Here is a 20341-nt window from a genome sequence, read left to right as displayed (position 1 = left end):
GGTCTACCTCATCAAGTAGAGCAGGGCGAACAGGACCAGCCACAAGACATCGACCATGTGCCAGTAGGTGGCGCCCGTCTCGATGAACGAAATCTTGGGCGTTGTCGATGTTTTCAGGTTGCGGATGACGAAGCACATGATGAACAGGCCAAGCGCGACATGGCACAGGTGCATGCCGGTCATCACGTAGTAGTACATGAAGAACAGGTTCGTTCCGGGCGTCAGACCGGCCGTGACCTCAGGGATCCACTCGAACATCTTGAGAAGCGGGAAGGCCGCACCAAAGGCCAGTCCAATCCAGAACCCTCGCAGGCCGGCGGCTATGTTGCCGGCCCGCGCGGCGGCGGTGCCCAGCGCCACAAAGAGTGAACTTGTCAGCAGCACAACAGTGTTGATCGCGCCGATGTCCACATTGAGCCGAGCCTGGCTCCCGAGGAACAGTTGGTGATTCTGGCCCCGGAAGTACATGTAGCCAACGAAATAGACGCCGAAGATCAGCAAGTCGCCGATGACGAAGAACCACATGCTCCCTTCGCCGGGGATGTGACCCCCGGTGTCGGCAGCGCGCCGAGACTGATCGATGCCGGTCGCGGACCCTTCAGCAACCTCGGTCATGCGCCCGCCCTTGACGGGACCTCGGTGACGTCAGACGCTGGCTCAGGCGGGGCGTTGTCGAGTTCGCTCTCTGGCTGCTTCTTGATCGCCTTGTAAATGCACATGTACACGATGAATTGCCACGACACATAGAGCACCATCGCGAACCAGAAGGTCATCAGGCCGTTCCATGCGAAGGGGCCCGACTTGGCGATCCACACCGGAGCGGCCATCAGCTCGGTCACATATTGCCAAATGGTGTAGTAGCCCAACCACTTTGGCAGGATGTTGTTCTCGTCGAGAATTATGGCCAGACCAAAAGCCATCCACATGACGCAAAAGCAGCCCAGCGAGCCGATGAACGCCAAGTAGCCGAAGTCGTAAAGCATTGTCAGCACAGCCGCGCTGTACCCGGGGCGAAACGCACCGAGGCCGAAGCAGAACATCGGGAACAGCATGCCGACGATCGCGCCAGTGATGGCGCCGATCATCATCGAGTAGCGGAACGCAGGACTGACCGACATGCGCTTGACCTGGATGAGGTACAGGGAGTTCGATACCGGCGCGAGCCCGTAGGCGAGGGTCAGGATCAGGCACGCGATCAGCAGATTATGCGAGTGCATGAAGTCGACGATGTGCGGGGTAGGACTGCTCGGTGATCGCGGCGGCATCATCCAACTCAGTGGCACGAACACCAGCCCGAACACGTTGAAGAAGAACGGCACGCTCCAAAATGCAATCCACTGATCGAGTTTGCGATTCCTGCGCCACGACGTTGCAGGGTTGGCCGGGCCCGTCGGGGCCTTAGGGGCCTCGGCCACGCTGCCGCTCACGCGAGAACCACCCGATCGGTGCCCTGGTGTTTCACAGCGCGCAGAAGGGCCCAGAACATCACAGCGATATAAACGGCAAATGTCGTCAGCCGCAACGTGAATGACAGTGGACCGTTCCAGGCGAGAGGGCCCGACTTGTAGAGAATCGAGAACGCGCTCGGAGCCAGCAAAGCGACGGTCGCGACATTGAAATGCGCGACCCAGCGCGGAAAGATCGGATCTGGCCGCTCATCGAGATAGACGCTCAGTGCAAAGCAGAGGTTCTGCACCATGATGGTGCCGACCGGCGCGATGAAGAAGAACCACGCCATGTCGTTCAAGAGACTCGTCAGCTGCGGATCGCGGTCGGGCCTGAAAGCGGCCATGCCCCAGCAATAGTCGGCCAGGATGAAGGCGGTTGTTCCGACCCCGACACAGATGACGTACGCATACGTCAGGACCGGGCTCGACGTGGCAGCTCGCGAGATTTGCACCGCTGTCACCGCGAACAGCGGCACCAGGGAGCATGCGATGAGGTTGCAGAGGACCGCCACACCCAGGATGCCGGTGACGTTGCTACGGAAGAACGCTGCCACTTGGTCGGGCGTCAGTGTTGGTGACAGCGGCGGCGAAAACACCGGGAACACGAGATAAGCAAGCACGAATAGCGCCACCGCCGGCGGTGCCGTCCACAGCAGGATGCGTTGACCCCTGGTATTCATCGATGCCGTCCCTGCCTCACCTGATGCGAAGTCGTCTGCGCCGGCGGAGCGTCGCGCCGCGAAACAGCTTGGTTCTAGACCTAGCACGTTCGCTGACTAATGACAACGAAAAAATAGACCTTTACGCAGCCACACTCTAGGGCCATCGGCCCCGCCTGACGATCAAAAACTGTCAGCAGCCAGCGGATATCTGATGAGTACGGCTCTGAGGGACTTCGCTAGGCCAACGGTTTGACGTGACATGTGTCAGCGAGTCGATCAAATGTTGCAGAATAGGGGAGTGCCAGAAACTGCAACGGGTCGGGAGGCCCAGCGCCGCCAAACGCGTGCGCGGGTGCTCGATGCCGCCATCGTGGAGTTCCAGCGTGCCGGCGCGAACTCGGCGGATATCAACGCGATCGTCGAAGCTGCCGGAGTTGCCCGTAGCACTTTCTACTTCCACTTTCCGACCAAAGAACATGTCTTGCTCGAGTTGATGCGCCGCGACGAGGATTTCCTTGCGGCGCAACTCAGTCGATTTCTTGACACCCGGCGCGACCTGCCTGCCGTGCTGAATGAGATCATCACGCTCGTCGTCGCACTCGAGACCCGATGGGGTGCGGCCCTGTTTCGCGACGTCATCAGTCTCTACTTCTCGCCGACGGCACCCAAAGACGAGAATTGGACCAAACACCCGACGTTCGTGTTGCTGGCTGCCGAAATCGAGCGTGCGCGCAACCGCGGCGAACTCTACGACGACGTCGAGGCATATGACAGCGCCGCATTTTTCCTTATCGGCCTGCACGCAATCCTCTTCAGCGCTCGAGAGTCCGGGGCCGCACGTGACGCAGTCCTGAAGAAATTCGTCAAGAGCACCCTGCGCAGCCTGCAGCCTTAGCTGCTCGCGTTCCCCGGCACCACATGGGCCGGCCCGAGTCAGTCGGGCAGCTTGAGCATTCGCCCGATGAACTGGATCAGCACCGTGCGCAGCGTGTCGTCGTCGATGCCGTCGATGATGGGATTGATCACTGTGCCGGCGATCGCGCCGGAGAACAATGCCGCCGATATCCGGGCCTCGGTGTCATTCGACTCATCAACCAGAATCCCGTATAGGCGCATGATCAGGTCGCGCAACGGCGGGTGCTGACTCAACAGCCGCACCATCACTGGGTCGTACTGCAGCGCACGGACCCAGCGGCGGCGTTTGATCGCCATTCCGACGACCTCGGTCAACAGCGCTTTGCGGGCGCCCACCCCGTCGGCCTGGCCTTCGAGCGATTCCAAGGCATCCTCGAGCTGGGCCATTTCCATCTCGGCGACGGCGACGACGATCTCTTCTTTGGTCTTGAACTTGTGGTAAACCGCGGCCTTGGTAACCCCGACCGCGTCAGCGATCATCTGCAACGACGTCCCGCTGACCCCATGGTCAGCGAACAAATCCAGCGCGGCCTGCAAGATGCGGATCTGCGCAGGAGTGCGCCGGATCTCGCCAAGCAGGCGAGCGGGCCGTGGCTGCGCGTCGAGCACCGATCCAGGCTAGCCGATCCGCGCGAACTTTCTCATAGCCAAGCGATAACTGCCACCCAGCCGGGAGCTAATGACCGAGCGCAATGATGGCTGATGAACATGACTACAGAATGTTCCATTGTCGTCGGTGCGGCCGCCGTAGCGCTGTTCGCGTTGTTCGGGACCGCTTGGCTCAGCGCCGCCGAAACGACCGTCGCGTCGGTGCCGGTGCAGCTGGTGGACAGCGATGACGACGAAGCTCAGCTGCAGGAAAACAACGCATTGCAGACCATGCTCCAGTCCGAGCAACAGGCCGAACAGCAAAACGAACAGGCCCAGCAGCAGTTCATCCAGGATCAGTTGCAGGCACAACAAACCGAGCAGCAAGCCAACCAGTAGCCACTGCCAACCGGCACGCCCATACACTGACCGATCGTGGGCATTCTGTTTGGCTTCGCGCCGTGGATCGTCTATTGGGTGCTTGTCGGTAACGTGCCGTTGCTTGTCGCGGTGTTGGTTGCGTTGACGACAGCCGTCGCCGGGTTGGTGCTCGGCCGCGCCACCCGGACACCCGGCAGAGCGCTCGAAATCGGGGCTGCCGCAACATTCTTGGTGTTGACCGCCGCGACCTTATTGCTGAGTCCGTCAGTGCTCCAGCGGTGGGCTGAGCCGCTGAGCAATGCCGGGATCTTCCTGGTTGCCCTTACCGGACTGCTGAGCGGCAAGTCCTTCCTGCGCGAGTTCGCCGCGGCGGGTCATCCTCAAGGAGTGGTTGAGAGCGATCTGTTCGGCCAAATCACTGAGCGGCTGACCTGGATCTGGGTTGGCGTCTTCGGCGGGATGACGGTGTCATCCACGATTCCGCCGCTCGTGCAACGCGACGCGACGATCCTCGACACCCAGACGCCGCTGTCGTTCGTCTGCTACTGGGTCATCCCGTTCTCGTTGTTGGGCCTCGGGGCGTTGGCGACCAAAATCCTGCCCGACCTGATGCTCGCCCGGGCCGGCGACGTCGTCCGGAAGACAACCTTCGTTGCCTACGGCGAGGCCACGATCGACGAGCTCTACTACCTCGCGCAGGAACACGCCAACCGCGAAGTCGGGGCCGGCGAGCAGGCATACGACGTCAAGGTTGGCAACATGGGCACGCCGCTGGTCGGCGACGACACCCGACAGTCGTGGCCGTCCACGTACAAGGTGCGTCAGTCTCGTTAGAACCGGTCCGCTGGGCTTCTGGCACCATGGCGAGGTGCTCAGCGGCTATTTCAGACATATGGTCGGCACACCGCCGCGAGCTTTACTAGACCCGCTGATCGTCGCGGTACTGGGCACCACGGTGAGCTTGGCCGGCGCAGGCCGTCCGTCTTTCTGGTACGACGAGGCCGCCACAATTTCGGCCTCCTACAGTCGTTCGCTGAGCCAGTTGTGGCAGATGTTGGGCAACGTCGATGCCGTCGAAGGTCTGTACTACCTGCTTATGCACGGGTGGTTCAAAATTTTCCCGCCCACGGAGTTCTGGTCCCGCGTGCCAAGCGCTTTGGCTATCGGAGCCGCTGCGGCCGGACTTGTTGTGCTGGGCAAGCAGGTGTCGTCGCGAACGGTCGCCTTGGCCGCCGGACTCGTGTGTGCGATCTTGCCTCGGTCGACGTGGGCAGGCATCGAGGCTCGACCGTATGCCCTTTCGATGATGGCGGCGGTGTGGCTGACGGTATCGCTGGTGTATGCCGCACGTCGTGACAACGCTCGGGCGTGGGTGGGCTACGGAATCGTCCTGACGATGTCGGTCTTGCTCGACGTGTATCTCTTGCTGTTGCCTTTGGTGCACGTCGCTTTCATCTTGGTCTTTCGGCGCAGCCGACCCGTCTTAACACGGTTCGCGCTTACCTCGGTTTTGGCGGGTTGCGCATTAACACCGTTTTTGGTCACGGCCGTTGGCCAAACGCATCAGATCAGCTGGATCGCGCCGATTGGCCGCCGCACGATCGAAGACGTGGCGATTCAACAGTATTTCGAGCGAAGCCCGCCGTTCACGATTGTGTCGGCACTGATCGTCGTCGTGGCTATTGTCTTGTGGTGCTTTACATCCGCGCGCTTAGAGCAGGCAGACCGGCAGTTGCTGACCTTAGCGATTGGCTGGCTTGTGATACCGACCGCCCTGATCGTCATCGGGTCGGCCCTGATTCACCCCGTTTACACGCCGCGCTACTTGGCCTTCACTGCACCCGGTATCGCGCTGGCGCTGGGCGTCTGCATCGGCGCGTTGGCCGTGACGCCGTGGGCAGCGGCGGCGGTCATCAGCATCCTCGCTATCGCCGCTGCACCGAATTACATGCTGGCGCAACGTAACCCGTATGCGAAATACGGCATGGACTACAGCCAGGTCGCCGATCTGATCACGGCGCAGGCAGCGCCGGGTGATTGCCTACTCGTGAACGACACGGTGACGTTTATGCCCGCCCCCATGCGTCCATTGATGGCGGCGCGCCCGGATGCCTACCGGAAGCTGATCGATCTCACCCTGTGGCGGCGGGCGACGGACCGCCGCGATGTCTTCGACACCAATCTCATACCGGAAGTTGTCGCCAAGCCGTTGAGCCACTGCCGCGTCGTGTGGATCATCACCCAAGCCGACAAGACGCGGCCGGATTATGAGCAAGCTTCAACGCTTCCACCTGGCGGAGGCTTCGGAGCAACCCCGGCTTTCGCGGTCCCGCACGGCTTGGGTTTCCGGCTGGTCGAGCGCTGGCAGTTCAACCTGGTTCAGGTGATCAAAGCGATGCGATAACGGTCGGTTACCAGACCCGGATGTAGTCGATCAACATTTGGCAGGGGAAGGTCCCGAGGGCGGGATCGCCCGCGCCGACCCCGCCGACCGCAAGCGTGAACATCGGAGACATCCAATAGCCGGGGTTGTTGAACGGCCACCGGAAGTCGTCAGGCGCACCACCGTGCACGTGGATGGGCTTCGGCGGAACCTTGAAGTACTCGGCACCGTCCCGCGAGAATTTGAAACCGTCAGTATCCCAACGCATTTGCCAGGTGTGCCACGCGCCGTCAACCATCCCGGGGATCGATTTTCCTTCCCAGGTTTTTCCGTTGGATGCTGCGTGCACGGTGGTACCGGGGGCCCATTGGCCGTTGCCGTACCACTCGAAGATGTCGACCTCGCCGTCCGGCAGTGGATCCTCGTTGACAGTCCAGAACGAGGGCCACAGGCCCGGGAAGAGGCAGTCGAGTTTGATCCGCGCCTCCCAGGTGGTGTTGATGTTGCCCCGCCAGTTGCCGCGCAGTTTGCCGCTGAAGTATTGACCGTTTTCCTGGCTGGCCTGCAGGACCAGATTGGAATTGCCGTCGAGGAAGACGTTCTGGGTGCGGTAAATGCCATCGACCGGCGGGAATACGTCGTCCTGCCAGGTCTGTATCGTCCACTTCGATAGGTCGGGGCCCTGGCCCGCCGGCCCGTCGAACTCGTCGGAGAAGATATAGGGCCCGGCGGGGCCCGCTGACGGCGCGGCCGGTGGCGCCGCATGAGTTGGTCTGGCGAGGGCTTCGGGGACGGGTGTAGCGGCCGCGGCGGCAAGCATGCCCAACCCCGTTGTCAATAACATGTTGCGTCGATTCATCTCCGGCACAGCACGACCATATAAGAGATGGCGTGTCAGCACGCGGAGGAGGCGGCATATTTCGTTCTGCGTCGCGGATTCCAAGGTAGTTCCAGAGCACTCCGCCCGACCTGACCAGTGCGTATTCGCTCGGCCCCGAGCCGGGGAGTCAGTAGTCCCTTCCGGGCTACACCAGCCCCAACCAGAGGCTGACCTTGCGGGCTTGGCAGACTGTGCGCATGGCTCAGATAACTATGCGCGGAAACCCGATCAACACCGTCGGCGAATTGCCTGCCGTCGGATCCCCAGCTCCTGCCTTCACTCTGACCGGGTCCGATCTGGCACCAGTCAGCAACGACCAATTCGGCGGTAAGCCGGTGTTGCTGAACATCTTTCCATCAGTGGACACGCCGGTATGCGCCACCAGCGTGCGCACCTTCAACGAACGCGCTGCCGCAAGCGGGGTGTCGGTGCTGTGCGTGTCCAAAGACCTGCCGTTCGCGCAGGCGCGATTCTGCGGCGCAGAGGGTATCGAGAACGTGAAGACCGCCTCGGCGTTCCGTGACAGCTTCGGGCAGGACTACGGCCTCACCATCGCCGACGGTCCGTTCGAGGGACTGCTCGCCCGTGCCGTCGTGGTGATCGGCGCCGACGGCAACGTCGCCTACTCGGAGCTGGTGCCTGAGATCGCGAACGAGCCGAATTACGATGCGGCGCTCAGTGCGCTGAGCGCGTCGTCCTAATCGTTTCGCGGTAGACCGGCGACCAACAGCACGCCGACCGCGAAGATCAGCGCGGTCAGCCACGGGAAATGCCCGTGCGGAGCGAAGCCTCCCGCGGCGACGAATGCCAGGCCGTAGGCGGCCATCGCGGCACCGGCCAGCATGATCGGTTCGGTCCATCGATCGCGCAGCGGCGTCTTGACCATGGCGAGCGGCGCCGCGAAAATGCGTCGGCCCCAGTACAACAGCACCATCTCGACCGCTGTCACGAGGCCAAGGACGATCACCCATTCCAGCCGGGCCAGCCACCATTGGGCCGTGCCCTCGACCGGTTGGGGCAACAATCCGGCCGGGTAGCCGATGATCGCCACGATCACGACGGGAATCATGTGCCACAGATAAAGAGCCATCACGTTGCTGTTGGCGGTCGTCAGTGCCCGCTGGGCGAAATCGGAGCGTAGCGCCCGGTTGACCACGGGTGCGATGGCGATCACCAGTCCTGCTTGCGCGCAAGCGAACGCCAGCATCGCCGTCGAGGGCGGGTCGGAGTTCTGCAGGTTTTGGCCTGGCACACCGATCATGCTGACCGGATAGGGGCCCACGAGGATCAGCAGCGCCAGCGCAACGGCTGATCCGCCCGCGAGCAGCGCGGCTCTGCGGCCGGCTAATAGCCCGTCGCGCCAACCGATTCCGAGCTGGTAGAGCGCGCCCCAGCACAGCAGGTAGTTCAGCGGTCGCAGGGAGGGGAGATGGCCGGCGAGTGAGACAGCGTCGACCACAACGACTCCCGCCGCGAGCACCGCCGGCACCCACAGGCCCCAATGCTGTTGTGCGGCAATGCCAACCGGCGTCAACGAGACCACCACCAGGTAGACGGCGAGGAACCACAGATGCATCGCCACTGCCCAACCCGCGTATTCCAGCGTGGAGCCGGCGACGCGGCGCCAGTCCAGGACAACCACAACCGCTGAGATCAGCCCGACGTAGACCGTGGTGGGCCCCAGTACCCGGGCAAGTCGATGCCGCACCCACGTCTGTCGCGACGCACCCTCGGTACTACGCCGGTGCGCCCAGGACACCGCGCCGGCGTAACCGGCGGCCAAAAAGAACGTTGGCACGGCCTGGAATGGCCACGTCAGCCATTGTGTCCAGGGCTGATCGACGAGCGGGTTCTGCCGACCGAACTGGCCATCGTGATACGTCACCGATCCGGCGAGCCAGTGGCCGAGCACGATCAGAACTACACCCGATACGCGGTAGAAATCCACCGCCAGATTGCGGGCCGGGCGCATGACCCAGACAGTAGCCCGCGCCGAGCCTGAGAATTCTCAGCCTTTTGCGCAGCGGCGCCCGCTCTTTGAGCGATCCGTGCCCCGGTCCGGTCCGGTAAACTGGTGGTCTCTTCGCCGAAGTCCGGCGGTGCATAGCTTGGAAGGTGTCCCCATATGGTCACGCCCTCGTTCACCAAACTGGCTGCTGCAGTCGGCGGTCTGGCGTTGTCGCTGATTGCCGGCGCAGGGATTGCGTCCGCAGACCCCGCCATCGATTCGGCAGTCAATACCACCTGCAGTTACCCGCAGGTGGTAGCGGCGCTGAACGCGCAATCGCCGGCCGATGCGGCGAAGTTCAACTCGTCGGCAATGGCGCAGGGCTGGTTGCGTTCCTTCCTGGCGTCACCGCCGCCCCAGCGCGCGCAGATGGCGCAGCAGGCGCAGGGCATGCCGGGGGCAGCGAAATACATCGGGCTGATCGGCCAAATCGCCACCAGCTGCAACAACTACTGAGCTCGAGACGCGTGCGACACGCGTTACCAGACTCGTATCCAGTCGACGAGCATGTCGGCGGGGTAGGTCCCGGATCCGGGATCGCCGCCGCCTGAACCGGCTACCGCGAGGTTGAACACCGGAAAAGCGGTGTAGCCCGGCCCGTTGAACGGCCAGTCTGGTAGCGAGCTCGCGGGCACGTCAAAGTACGGTTGCGCGCCGTCGACGTAGTCCTTCCAGAACCGGATGCCGGCCTCGTCCCACTGGGTGCGCCAGGTGTGCCAGCCGCCGTCCACCGCGATGTTGTGCGTCTTCCATTCGCCACCGTTGGCTTTTGCGTGCACGGTGGTGGCCGAGGGCCAGCTGCCGTTGCCGTACCACTCCATGACGTCAATTTCGCCCTGATCGTCATTGCCCAGCCAATAGGCCGGCCAGGCGCCGGCGGTCAGGCAATTGAGCTTGATCCGGGCTTCCCAGGTGTGGCCGACGCCGCCCCGCCACAGGCTTTGCACCTTGCCGCTGAAATACGTGGGTCCGTCCTTCGCGGCGCGCAGGACAAGGTTGGAATTGCCGTCAAGGAATACGTTGTGGCGATCGTCGCGGTACTGCCCGATGTTCTCGGGGCGCTCCCAATACGTCGGGTCCTTGATCGTCTCGCGGGCTTTTGCGACCGCCCACTTCGACGGATCTGGAGCCGAGCCGGCCGGCCCGTCGAACTCGTCATGAAAGAGGTAGGAACCCGCTGGTGCGTCCGGGCGGCGCGGGTAAGCCCGGGCCTCGGAGATGGGGACCGCGGCTGCCAGCACGCCGACCCCCGTCATCAACATCATCCTGCGGCGGTCCATTTGGGGCATAGGCACAGCACCCTAGCAGCCGGCCAGCTCAGGTCAGAGATGAGCCAGCAGGCGTTCGGCGAAGACACCGGGGTGCTCCCGATGCATGAAATGCCCGCCCGGCACTTCCTCGACGACGTAATCACCGTCAAACATCCGCGCGGCGCCCCGGTAGTCCGATGGCTCGACGATCGGATCGTTGAGCCCGGCAAAGACCACCGTCGGCACGGTGATCCGCGCCCGCAATGACGCGCTGGGTATCGGCGACAGCTTTCGGTAATAGCCGAACGCGGCGTTCAAGCTCGCCGGGTTCGAGAAGCTCGCGCGGACGGCGTCGAACTCCGACGGTTCAGGAGCCCAGTCCGGTGACCACCGCCGGTAGATCGCGGGCAGAGCCGCGAAGTCATTGCGCGCGAAGCGGTCCGGCGCTCCCGGCAACTTGTATGCCGCGAAGTGGCGCGCACCCCAGAGCTTCTTCGGCGACGGTCTCAACGCCGCGGGGTGCGGAATCCCGATGACGAACAACTTTTTGACTCGATCAGGGCCGAGCGCCGCCGCGCCGTAGGCGGCCGAAGCCCCCCAATCGTGGCCGATGACGATCGCGTCACGGGCGCCGAGTGCCTCAATCAACGCGAGCGGATCGCGCGCCAACGTCTCTTGGTCGGCGTCGCGATCGGGAATCGCGGTGGGGTGGTAGCCGCGCATGAACGGGCTGACCGCACGGTATCCCTGGGCGGCGAGTCGTGTGCGCAGGTCATCCCAGGTGTGTGCGGTGTCCGGGAATCCGTGCAGCATGAGCACAAGTGGCCCGGAGCCGTCCTCGAGATAGGCGAAGTTCAGCCCGTTCGCGTCAACGAAGTGGAGTTCGTCAGTCATCGGAAGCCTTCTGGTACACGAGCCAGCGTAAATCGATCGGGGATTGGTCCCGCTCGACGTCGAACAGGTCAAGCCCGCTGGCCCAGTCGGCGAACCAGGCCGTCGGTGGCCAGGTGCCCTCGGGCAGGTGAAGTTTCTCGTAGTCGTAGGCAGAGTCGTCGGCAACGAGCTCAAGAGGCAGCTCGTCGGCTGCGCTCGTCATCTCCTCCCAGGTGAAGATCATTGTGTTGCACTGCTGCCCGAGTTCACGTGCGGCATCGTCGGGAACATAACCCTCGCGCGGCACAAAAGTGTTGAACAGCAATCGCCCGCCGGGAGCCAGGCAATTGGCGGCGAGTTCGAACAGGCCCCGCAGCTGCTGGGTCGTCCGGAAATCGGGCGCCAGCTCGGAGGCCACAATCAGCTGATAGTCGCGGCGGACATCGTCCAAGCCCGCGAACACGTCACGCTCGATGACGCGGACGTCGAGCGATTCGCGCTCGGCCTCTGATCGGATGATGTGCGCCAGCTTCGACGCGATCTCGGCCGCGTCCACCAGGTGGCCGCGTCGTGCCAGGGCCAGGGCATTGCGCCCGGTTCCCGCGCCGATATCGAGCACCCGAAAGCTGCCGGGTTTGTCGGTTTCGCGAGCCAGCGCCGACACCCGGGCGTCCGGTTCGATGCCGAACAGCGATCCCTCGCGGGTGCCGACCCAGCCGTCGTACGCGCCGGCGATCGTCACCGATTCGACATTGACGCGGTAATTCAGGGCGGTGCCGAAAGGTGCATGGAACGAGATGACGATGTTGGACCGTGATGAGGTCCGGTATGCCTCCGCCAACTGGCTTGCCAACACGGTCTCGAGCTGAGCGAACTCCTCGGGGGAGTACTGGACGCCGACGCTGGCAAACAGGTTGTGGCACATCTTGACGTACTCGTCGATCAAGCTGGGAACGGCCGGCACCGTGATTTGTCCCATGGCCACCGATCGGCGATACAGCCGCCGGGCCATCGCTTCGCGGAGCGTCGCCGGACTGAAAGACCTGATCGCCGGATCGTCCACACGACTCTTCTACACGACCCCGACCTCTTTCCACCAGCGGTCGGTGCTATAACGCAACGTATGTCAGAGGCCGGGCACTACGTCACCCACGTTTCCGATACGGCCCGGTGGACGGCGTTGCACCGGGCAACCGAATCGGCGCGACCCGACGCGTTGTTCCGCGACCCGCTCGCCGAACGCCTCGCCGGCGAGCATGGCCGCGCGATCGTCGCCACGGTTCCACGGTCCAGCCGCAGCGGCTGGTGGCTCGTCGCGCGTACCAAGTTCATCGATGACGTCATTGCCAGAGCGATCGCCGACGGCTGCGACCGGGTGTTGAACCTGGCCGCCGGCTTGGATACCCGGCCGTATCGGATGGACCTGCCTTCGGATCTTTCTTGGGTAGAAGCGGATCTGCCGGACCTGCTCGCGGAAAAGACGCAACTTCTTGCCGACCAGACACCGCGATGCCGATTGACCAGGGACGCCGTCGATCTGTCCGACCCGGCCGCCCGTGACGCGTTCTTCGACGAGGCGCTCGACGGCGCTACCAAAGCGCTTGTCTTGACCGAGGGCCTGCTGATGTATCTAGAAGACAGTGACGTCGTCGCGCTTTCCGGGGCGATCAGGCGGCCCGAAGTGACTTGGTGGATGTTCGACTTCGCGTTTCCAGGCCTGAAGAAGAGGATGAACAAGAAAATGGCCGGTCTGTTCGAGAATGCGCCGTTCAAGTTCGCACCCGAGAACGGACTGACCTACTTTGAAGACCTCGGGTGGCGAACCGTCGAAGTGGAGCCGAATTTGGAGGCCGCCAACCGATTCCATCGTTTGCCGATGTTCATGCGTCCGCTTGCTTGGCTGCCGCAGACGGATCCGCGTCGTCCCGGGCGCAGGCCCTGGGGCGCGACTGCACTGCTCACCCATTGAGCCCATGAACACTCAGCGATCCGTTTCTCGACGCGACGTCATCAAGTTTGCGGCGGCGCCGGTGCTACTGAGCCTCGGCCTGGCGACACTCGAGGAGTCGAGGGCGTCAGCTGCGGACCTGAAGCTCATCGATTTCACTGAGCGACTAGTCCAGCCCGATCAAATCAAGGCGGCGGGTTATGACGGGGCAGTGGTCTACGTGTCCGAGTCGCGGCCCGGCGCAAACTTCGACTTCAAACCCGTCACCCGTGAGTTCGCGGATGCGGCGCGCGCAGCCGGTCTTCACCTCGCCAGCGTTTACCAGTACGGCAAACCCGGCTGGCCCGACCCATCGGATTTCACCCGCGGGTATGACGGCGGCGTGGCGGACGCCCGGACCGCGTTGCGACTACATGCGGCGGCCGGTGGTGCGAGTTCGGCACCGATCTTCTTCAGTATCGATGACGATATCGACCTCAACACCTGGAAGGGCCCTGCAGTCCAGTGGTTTCGAGGAATCAACTCGGTACTAGGCGTGGGCCGCACCGGGATTTACGGGCATGCCCGCGCCTGCCAATGGGCGATCGACGAGGGCGTAATCGGCCCGTCGACCACTGCCGGGCACAACTGGGCATGGCAGACGATGGCGTGGTCTCACGGTGCACGCGAGCCCAGGGCAGTGCTTTATCAAAGTGCGGTCAACACCGCGTCGAACCCAGGCCCGCTGATAGGCGACACCCACGTAGATGTCGACCAGGTCCTGGCTTCCGACTTCGGGCAGTGGGACCTCAATCGATGAGCTGCCCGGTGGCATCCTGGTCGTGTGGGCTTGCTCTTCCGGTTGGCGGAATTTCTGATCGTGATCGTCCCCGTGGCGGGCATGATCTTCGCTGCGATACGAGCGTTCTCCACCAATAAGCGTTCAGCTGCGAAATTGCCTGGTCCCGACCAGGCAGGGATCGGGGGCAATCGCGCGGCCCAGCAGCGGTCGCTCACCCGCGTGCTGCGAGAACACGACCGAACCGACACCCGCTGGCTGGAATACGAACTCGACTACGCCAGGCTGCTCGACTTCCCACAGATGACCGACATGCGCGATCCGCTGACGATCAGCTTTCACAAGACCAAGCTGCGGGCAGACTTCCTTCGCCCAGCCAAAGTCGAAGATCTCCTTGACGACGGCGATGCGGCCGCGCGGTACCTGGCCGCCGTCGAAGACTATGTCACCGCTTTCAACATCGCTGAGGCAGAGGCGAAACGCAGGCGCCGAACCGATTTCACTCCAGAAGGACAGCAGCGAATCGCACGCGCTGAAAATCTCTTGCGCGTGGCGTCCGACTCCGCAGCGACTCCGCAAGAACGCCAGAATGCCTATGATCGCGCACGCAAAGAACTCGACGGGCTTATCGTATTGCCCGCCGCGACCCAGGCCAGCATCGAGCGCGGGATCTCCGGCGAGTTAGGCGGATAGGGCGGCGCCTTCGATGAGATCCGCTGCACTGGAGACGCTTTCGGCAGATGTTGTCATCAAAGCGGCAACCTCACGGGCCCGGGCGACACAGTCCGAACCGAGAATAAGGCGCAGGTCGGCAACCAGTGATTCCTGGTTGGCGGCCGAAAAGCGCTGCGCAGAGCCGACTCTCAGTCGTTCGATGGCGGCAGCCCAGATCGGCTGATCGAGCCCGGCCCATAAGACCAGGGTAGGAACCCCGGCCCGCAGGCCTGCGGCCGTGGTGCCGGCGCCGCCGTGGTGGACGACCGCGCGGCACGCCGGAAAGATGGCCGCGTGATTAACCGCTTCTACTACCTTGACGTGGTCGGCGCGCGGGATCTGGCTGAAGTCATTTGGTCCCATGCAAATAAACGCTCGCTCCCCGAGCAGCCCGCAGGCCGCCCCGATCACGGCGACCACGTCAGCGGGGGATGCGAGCGGCATGCTGCCAAAACCGAAGTAGATCGGCGGTGTTCCCGCAGCGATCCAGGACAACACCTCGTCGTCGACGACGGTGGGAAACTCCACCGTCAGCGCCCCGACGAACGGCCGTCGGCCACCCTTTTCCCCCCATTCGGCTGCCAGCCCGGGAAAGCACAACTCGTCGTACGCCTGGATCTCCAGCGATGGCGCCGGCGGACCGGATGCGTCCGATAAGCCCAGGACCCGGCGTTGGGCCCGTTCGGCCTCCTTTGGCGGGCCCCCCTGGGGCTGTCTGAGCTCTAAAATCTGCGGCGGGAAGAAGTGCAGCGCGACCAGCGGAATACTGTGGTACTCAGCGACATTGGCGGCCAGCGTTTGTTCGGTTATACCCGCCACGAGCAGGTCGGCGCCGTCGCTCAACGAGGTCAACGTCGTGTTCTTCTCGGCCGAAACCTTGGCAACAAATTCGACCGCTTCCGAAATCGCGTTGAGCGGGTTTTGGATCATGCGGACGAAATCCTTATCGCCCAACAGCTCCTGGTAGTCCCGGCCGTAGCGGACCGCAGTGAGTCCCGCCGACTCAACGAGGGCACGCATGTCAGGTGGGACCGTCACAGCCATCTGCACGTCGTGACCGCGGCGCAGTAGTTCCCGAGCGACGGCGATGCAGGGTTCGACGTCACCGCGGCTGCCGTAACCTGCCACCACAAACTTCATCGGCGGTACCGTACCGCGGTGGGAGGTGGGACACATGGTCGAGATAGCCCAATTGCATCGCGAGCTCGTCGCCCGCGTGCTGGAAAGTGACGGGAAGGCGACAGCCGAGATGCGGCGCGCCGCGTTTGAGAATGCCGGCCTCAACGACCCAGTTCGCACCTTGATCGAGAAGGTGGCTCAGCACGCCTACCGAGTCACCGACGAGGACGTCGCCGCCGTCCGCGCCGCGGGCCTTAGCGAGGATCAGATCTTCGAGATCGTGGTATGCGCTGCCGTCGGGCAGGCTAGCCGTCAATACACCAGCGCACTAGCAGCCTTGGCCAGCGCGACCAAAGAAACGCCCGAACGATGAGGCTGGAAATCCTCGACCGAGGTCATCCCTTGCACACCAAGGCGATACTGGCGCTCATCCGGGTCTTTTCCGGGCACCCCGCCGTCGACGCCGTCAAGCTGGCGCTCTACCGCCCGAACTTCTACGGCGGTGGCCCCCTCACCCACGAAGCGATGCGCGGACAATCCGATTGGCCGATCGGCGATCGCGAGCTGATGGCCGCGTACATCTCCAAGGCCAATGAGTGCCCATTCTGCGTCTCCGCCCATAGCGCCACGTCCTCGATGTGGTACGGCGACGAACCCAAAGTCGCGGGCACGCTGGCTGATCTGGATACTGCGCCGATCGACGAGCCACTTCGCGCAACGCTGCGCATGCTCGGCAAACTCACCCATCAAAACAGCGTTGAGGCAGAAGACATCCGAACTGTCCTAGACGCGTCGGTATCTCCCCAACAGATCAGGGACGCCCTAGCCGTCTCACTTGCGTTCAATATCACCGACAGACTGGCCAACGCGTTCGGATTCGCCGTCGCGAGCCCGGAAGCGATGAACGCCGGTGCCCGTCATTTACTGAAACGCGGATATCGTTGAGGCTCAACGCCACTTGATGCCGCACCCGATCGACGGCCGCTGATCGGCGTCGACCGGGCGCCCGTCCAGTACGGCGTCGACCGCCGCCCGAACGTCAGCGGCCGTCACCGGTAGATCGTTCCCGGGGCGGGAGTTGTCGAGCTGCCCGCGGTAGACCAGCCGGCGCTCGCCATCAAAGACGAACGTATCGGGCGTGCAGGCCGCCGAGAACGCGCGCGCGACGTCCTGGGTTTCGTCGTAGAGATACGGAAATGTCCAGCCATGGCGCCGGGCCTCGGCAACCATCTCATCGGGCCCGTCTTGGGGGTAGGTAGCCACGTCATTGCTGGAGATCCCGACCATCGCGACGCCCTGGTCGTGGAGGTCTCGGCCGAGGGCTGCGAGCCCGGCGGCGACGTGCTTGACATAGGGGCAGTGGTTGCAGATGAAGGTGACAACGAGCGCCGGTCCGGTCAGTTCATCCAAACTGACGGTGTTGCCGGTCGCCGGCTCGGGCAGGCTGAAGGATGGCGCGGGGGTGCCGAGAGCAAGCATGGTGGATTCGATGGCCATGCCCGCGAGCGTAGCTTTCCAGACACTTTAAGAACGGGGCAGCGCATGACCGGTGCCGACGGGCGCGTGATGCCGCTCACAAACCGCCGCTGGCGTCACGTGAATTATCCGTAAACCGCGTGGGCGCTCAGGTGGGGTCAGCCCTGAAAAGTGACCGCTGACCTCCTTTTTCCGCCATCGGGATCTATGACCATTTCGTTAACTGAAACCGCGTGAGGCTGAGCTCCACGCCGTAGGTTTCCCATTACAGCTCCGAAACTGATGCGAAACGCGAATCGCGGTATCGCTCGTTATAAAAATGGTGTGACAAATCCAGGGATTGCCGTTTAGCGGACAGGAACGCTGCTGCGCCGCAACGTAATTCGCCACCTTCGATGGTATCGACCTGGCCCCGTCACGTGAAGTTCAAAACATCTGCAACGCAGCAGATCTCATGAGGCGCTATCGAGACGATCCAAGCTGCCAGGAGGTGTAGACAAGTGGAATTCGGGGCACTGCCGCCAGAGATCAACTCCGGGCGGATGTACGTCGGCGCGGGACCCGGTCCAATGCTGGCCGCCGCGGCTGCCTGGGACGGGCTTGCTGATGAGTTGAGTTCCACGGCGTCGTCTTACCAGGCGGCGGTCGAGGGCCTGGCTGGTTCGTGGCAGGGCCCGTCGTCGGCGTCGATGACGGCCGCGGCCGCGCCGTATGTGGCTTGGATGACCGCCACCGCCGCCCAGGCGGAGGAGTCGGCCAATCAGGCCCGGGCTGCGGTCGCCGCCTATGAGACCGCGTTCGCGGCGACGGTGCCCCCGCCCGTGATCGCGGCCAACCGCACGCTGTTGATGACACTGATCGCGACCAACATCTTGGGGCAGAACACCGCGGCGATCGCGGCGACCGAAGCCCACTACATGCAGATGTGGGCTCAGGACGCTGCCGCGATGTACGGGTACGCCGGCTCGTCGGCGGCGGCGTCCCAGCTGACACCGTTCACCGAGCCGCCGCAGACCACCAACGCTGCGGCCGAGCCGCTGCAAGCGGGTGCGGTCACCCAGGCGACCAGCACGGGCGCGTCAAACGTCGGCACCGAGTTGGCTCAGTTCATCAACTCGCTGCCGACGGCGCTGCAGAACCTGGCGACAGGCCTACTGCAGTCGCCGACGACGGGATCAACGAACTTGCTGTCGGGACTCTCACTGCCGCAGTTGACCTCATTGTCGCTGCCGGCGGGGCTGCAGACCGACCTGACAAATTGGAACACCATCTGGTCGACCCTGACCGGGCCTTACTCCCTGCAGGGGTGGACGTCCATTGCCGGTGGCCCGTTCCTAGGGTTCGGTCAGGGATACTCCTGGGGTCAAAACGGGCAGGGCGCCGCCGCGTTCCTCGCCGGCCCGAAGCCGATCAGCGGGGCGTTGGCCCCGCTGGCCAGTGAGATGGCGCCACATCTGACCGCGGCGGGCTTCGGTGCTGCACCGGTGTCCGGGTCGATGGGCCGCGCAGCGCTGGTGGGCGGTATGTCGGTGCCACAGGGCTGGACCCAGGCCGCCCCGGAGATCCGAACACTCGCAGCGGCGCTACCCACCAATTTGGCAGCGGCCCCCGCGGCGTCACTGGCCGGCGACACCGGCGTGTTCAGCCAAATGGCCTTGTCGAGCTTGGCAGGGCGTGCCGTCGCAGCGACCGCAACGCACTCGGCGGGCGGTGCAGCGACGACGACCTCACTGGGTGGCGTCGCCACCGAGGCCGACCCCGCCGCAGCCACGATCATCGTGATCCCGGCGATGGAGGGCTGACCATGTTTTTCGCAGCGTTCCCTCCGGAGATCAACTCGGGCAGGATGTACGCCGGCGCGGGATCCGAGCCGCTGCTGGCCGCCGCAACGGCCTGGGACGGGCTCGCCACCGAATTGCAGTCCACGGCAGACTCTTATGCGTCGGTCATCTCAGCGTTAACCAGCGGGCCCTGGCTGGGCCCCTCGTCGGTGAGCATGGCGGCCGCGGTCGCTCCGTATCTGACCTGGATGCAGGCCACCGCGGCGCAAGCTGCCGAAACTGCGAACCAGGCGATCGCGGCGGCAAGCGCCTACCAGACGGCGTTCGCCGCGCACGTGCCGCCGGCGGTGATCGCAGCCAATCGCAGCCAGCTGGCATCGCTCCTGGCGGCCAACGTTTTTGGGCAGAACAACGCGGCGATCGCGGCCACCGAAATCCAATACGCCGAAATGTGGGCCCAGGACGCGCTGGCGATGGACACATACGCCGGATCGTCGGCGGCCGCCTCTAAACTGACGCCGTTCACCTCTGCTCCGCAGGTCAGCAACTCCGCCGGGGTGGCCGGCCAGGCGGCTGCGGTGACCCAGGCCGCTTCCAGCTCAGCGGGTTCGCCGCTGCTGCAGTGGCTGGCAAACCTTTCCACCGATTACACCAGCACTGTCACCGGCATGCTGAACGGCCTCTTCGGATCCAGCGGCGCCTCAACGATCACGGCGCTGTACAACGCGGTCAAAGTCCCGCTTGCGTTCAGCACGCAGTTCAACGATATCGGGCTGCTTACCAACTTCCCGGTGTCGCAGTTCTTGAAGTTCGCCCCCGCTCCGGGGTACGGCGCGCTTCCGAAAGAGGGTCTGGGCGGCGGGCTTAGCGGGCCCTGGTGGGGGCGGGGCTGGCTGACCAGTTCGGTGTCGGCGGATATGGGCAATGCGGGCACTTTGGTCGGAAAGCTCTCCGTCCCGCCCAGCTGGGCCACCGCCACGCCGGCCATCCGGACGGTCGCTGCTGCGTTGTCAGCCACCGGGCCGGAGGCCGTGCCGGCGGCCGCGATCGCCGAAGCAGGCATGTTCAGTTCGATGCCCGCAGCGGGGATGCTCGGCGCGGCATTCGGTTCCGGGGCTCCCACCGTCGTGGCCAACA

The 20341-nt window shown here is 63.8% G+C and carries 24 protein-coding genes; 13 read left to right on the top strand and 11 right to left on the bottom strand.

The window, feature by feature from the left end:
* Window positions 1-3 precede the first annotated feature (3 nt).
* Genes WB785_RS07325 through WB785_RS07315 form a run of 3 tightly spaced genes read right to left on the bottom strand, consistent with a single transcriptional unit; the run spans window position 4 to window position 2128 of the window.
* A complete protein-coding gene (locus WB785_RS07325) occupies window positions 4-615 on the bottom strand; it encodes a cytochrome c oxidase subunit 3 (protein ID WP_424078164.1) in 612 nt (203 codons plus the stop codon).
* The gene (locus tag WB785_RS07320; RefSeq protein WP_424078163.1) at window positions 612-1427 is read right to left on the bottom strand and encodes a hypothetical protein; all 816 of its coding nucleotides are present in this window, start codon (window positions 1425-1427) and stop codon (window positions 612-614) included. The genes WB785_RS07325 and WB785_RS07320 overlap by 4 nt, the downstream gene beginning before the upstream one ends.
* The gene (locus WB785_RS07315; protein ID WP_424078162.1) at window positions 1424-2128 is read right to left on the bottom strand and encodes a hypothetical protein; all 705 of its coding nucleotides are present in this window, start codon (window positions 2126-2128) and stop codon (window positions 1424-1426) included. The genes WB785_RS07320 and WB785_RS07315 overlap by 4 nt, the downstream gene beginning before the upstream one ends.
* Before the next feature lie 262 nt (window positions 2129-2390).
* Here WB785_RS07315 and WB785_RS07310 point away from each other — a divergent pair, with 262 nt between their 5' ends.
* Window positions 2391-3005 (top strand): TetR/AcrR family transcriptional regulator, encoded by a 615-nt coding sequence (locus WB785_RS07310; RefSeq protein WP_424078160.1) that lies wholly within the window; start codon window positions 2391-2393, stop codon window positions 3003-3005.
* Window positions 3006-3043: 38 nt separating this feature from the next.
* Here WB785_RS07310 and WB785_RS07305 read toward each other — a convergent pair whose 3' ends face one another.
* A complete protein-coding gene (locus WB785_RS07305; RefSeq protein WP_424078159.1) occupies window positions 3044-3634 on the bottom strand; it encodes a TetR/AcrR family transcriptional regulator in 591 nt (196 codons plus the stop codon).
* 93 nt (window positions 3635-3727) lie between these two features.
* On the opposite strand from WB785_RS07305, the gene WB785_RS07300 reads away from it, so the two are divergent.
* From WB785_RS07300 to WB785_RS07290, 3 genes are read left to right on the top strand one after another with little or no spacing between them, the layout of a single operon-like run.
* Window positions 3728-4012, top strand: coding sequence for a hypothetical protein (locus WB785_RS07300; protein ID WP_424078158.1), 285 nt, complete (start codon window positions 3728-3730; stop codon window positions 4010-4012).
* A 36-nt stretch (window positions 4013-4048) separates the two neighbouring features.
* On the top strand, window positions 4049-4828 hold the full coding sequence (locus WB785_RS07295) for a hypothetical protein (RefSeq protein WP_424078157.1): 780 nt from the start codon (window positions 4049-4051) through the stop codon (window positions 4826-4828).
* A 58-nt stretch (window positions 4829-4886) separates the two neighbouring features.
* Complete coding sequence (locus WB785_RS07290; RefSeq protein ID WP_424078181.1) at window positions 4887-6398, top strand: glycosyltransferase family 39 protein; 1512 nt, start codon at window positions 4887-4889, stop codon at window positions 6396-6398.
* A 7-nt stretch (window positions 6399-6405) separates the two neighbouring features.
* Here the strand turns inward: WB785_RS07290 and WB785_RS07285 are convergent, their stop codons facing one another.
* Entirely contained in the window at window positions 6406-7236 is an 831-nt protein-coding gene (locus WB785_RS07285) for a glycoside hydrolase family 16 protein (RefSeq protein WP_424078179.1), read from the bottom strand.
* Between the two features lie 218 nt (window positions 7237-7454).
* Between WB785_RS07285 and tpx the strand changes: the two genes are divergently transcribed.
* Complete coding sequence (tpx, locus tag WB785_RS07280; protein WP_424078156.1) at window positions 7455-7958, top strand: thiol peroxidase; 504 nt, start codon at window positions 7455-7457, stop codon at window positions 7956-7958.
* Here the strand turns inward: tpx and WB785_RS07275 are convergent.
* Window positions 7955-9229: an acyltransferase family protein gene (locus WB785_RS07275; protein ID WP_424078154.1), complete on the bottom strand. Its 1275-nt coding sequence runs from the start codon at window positions 9227-9229 to the stop codon at window positions 7955-7957. The genes tpx and WB785_RS07275 overlap by 4 nt on opposite strands.
* Window positions 9230-9382: 153 nt before the next feature.
* Between WB785_RS07275 and WB785_RS07270 the strand changes: the two genes are divergently transcribed.
* The gene (locus WB785_RS07270) at window positions 9383-9721 is read left to right on the top strand and encodes a hemophore-related protein (protein WP_424078153.1); all 339 of its coding nucleotides are present in this window, start codon (window positions 9383-9385) and stop codon (window positions 9719-9721) included.
* A gap of 23 nt (window positions 9722-9744) precedes the next feature.
* Here the strand turns inward: WB785_RS07270 and WB785_RS07265 are convergent, their stop codons facing one another.
* Genes WB785_RS07265 through WB785_RS07255 form a run of 3 tightly spaced genes read right to left on the bottom strand, consistent with a single transcriptional unit; the run spans window position 9745 to window position 12451 of the window.
* On the bottom strand, window positions 9745-10554 hold the full coding sequence (locus WB785_RS07265; RefSeq protein WP_424078152.1) for a glycoside hydrolase family 16 protein: 810 nt from the start codon (window positions 10552-10554) through the stop codon (window positions 9745-9747).
* Window positions 10555-10587: 33 nt separating this feature from the next.
* Entirely contained in the window at window positions 10588-11409 is an 822-nt protein-coding gene (locus tag WB785_RS07260; protein ID WP_424078151.1) for an alpha/beta fold hydrolase, read from the bottom strand.
* Window positions 11402-12451, bottom strand: coding sequence for a class I SAM-dependent methyltransferase (locus WB785_RS07255; RefSeq protein WP_424078150.1), 1050 nt, complete (start codon window positions 12449-12451; stop codon window positions 11402-11404). Before WB785_RS07255 ends, WB785_RS07260 begins: the two co-directional genes overlap by 8 nt.
* Window positions 12452-12511: 60 nt before the next feature.
* Between WB785_RS07255 and WB785_RS07250 the strand changes: the two genes are divergently transcribed.
* Genes WB785_RS07250 through WB785_RS07240 form a run of 3 tightly spaced genes read left to right on the top strand, consistent with a single transcriptional unit; the run spans window position 12512 to window position 14807 of the window.
* Complete coding sequence (locus WB785_RS07250) at window positions 12512-13357, top strand: class I SAM-dependent methyltransferase (protein ID WP_424078149.1); 846 nt, start codon at window positions 12512-12514, stop codon at window positions 13355-13357.
* Between the two features lie 4 nt (window positions 13358-13361).
* The gene (locus WB785_RS07245; protein ID WP_424078148.1) at window positions 13362-14135 is read left to right on the top strand and encodes a DUF1906 domain-containing protein; all 774 of its coding nucleotides are present in this window, start codon (window positions 13362-13364) and stop codon (window positions 14133-14135) included.
* Window positions 14136-14159: 24 nt separating this feature from the next.
* On the top strand, window positions 14160-14807 hold the full coding sequence (locus WB785_RS07240; protein WP_424078146.1) for a hypothetical protein: 648 nt from the start codon (window positions 14160-14162) through the stop codon (window positions 14805-14807).
* Here the strand turns inward: WB785_RS07240 and WB785_RS07235 are convergent.
* Complete coding sequence (locus WB785_RS07235; RefSeq protein WP_424078145.1) at window positions 14796-15968, bottom strand: glycosyltransferase; 1173 nt, start codon at window positions 15966-15968, stop codon at window positions 14796-14798. The genes WB785_RS07240 and WB785_RS07235 overlap by 12 nt on opposite strands.
* Before the next feature lie 34 nt (window positions 15969-16002).
* Between WB785_RS07235 and WB785_RS07230 the strand changes: the two genes are divergently transcribed.
* Together WB785_RS07230 and WB785_RS07225 are read left to right on the top strand one after the other, a co-directional pair.
* Complete coding sequence (locus tag WB785_RS07230) at window positions 16003-16320, top strand: hypothetical protein (RefSeq protein WP_424078144.1); 318 nt, start codon at window positions 16003-16005, stop codon at window positions 16318-16320.
* Window positions 16317-16892, top strand: coding sequence for a carboxymuconolactone decarboxylase family protein (locus WB785_RS07225; RefSeq protein ID WP_424078143.1), 576 nt, complete (start codon window positions 16317-16319; stop codon window positions 16890-16892). Before WB785_RS07230 ends, WB785_RS07225 begins: the two co-directional genes overlap by 4 nt.
* 3 nt (window positions 16893-16895) lie before the next feature.
* On the opposite strand, the gene WB785_RS07220 is transcribed toward WB785_RS07225, so the two are convergent.
* Window positions 16896-17444 (bottom strand): thioredoxin family protein, encoded by a 549-nt coding sequence (locus WB785_RS07220; RefSeq protein ID WP_424078142.1) that lies wholly within the window; start codon window positions 17442-17444, stop codon window positions 16896-16898.
* A 479-nt stretch (window positions 17445-17923) separates the two neighbouring features.
* Here WB785_RS07220 and WB785_RS07215 point away from each other — a divergent pair, with 479 nt between their 5' ends.
* Both WB785_RS07215 and WB785_RS07210 read left to right on the top strand, forming a co-directional pair.
* On the top strand, window positions 17924-19225 hold the full coding sequence (locus WB785_RS07215) for a PPE family protein (protein ID WP_424078141.1): 1302 nt from the start codon (window positions 17924-17926) through the stop codon (window positions 19223-19225).
* Between the two features lie 2 nt (window positions 19226-19227).
* A partial coding sequence (locus WB785_RS07210) for a PPE family protein (protein WP_424078140.1) occupies window positions 19228-20341 on the top strand: 1114 nt, incomplete at its 3' end.

Source organism: Mycobacterium sp., assembly GCF_049585075.1.
Lineage (GTDB): Bacteria > Actinomycetota > Actinomycetes > Mycobacteriales > Mycobacteriaceae > Mycobacterium.
The sequence above is the reverse complement of the archived record's forward strand: the minus strand, read 5'-3'. Positions and strand labels throughout refer to the sequence as shown.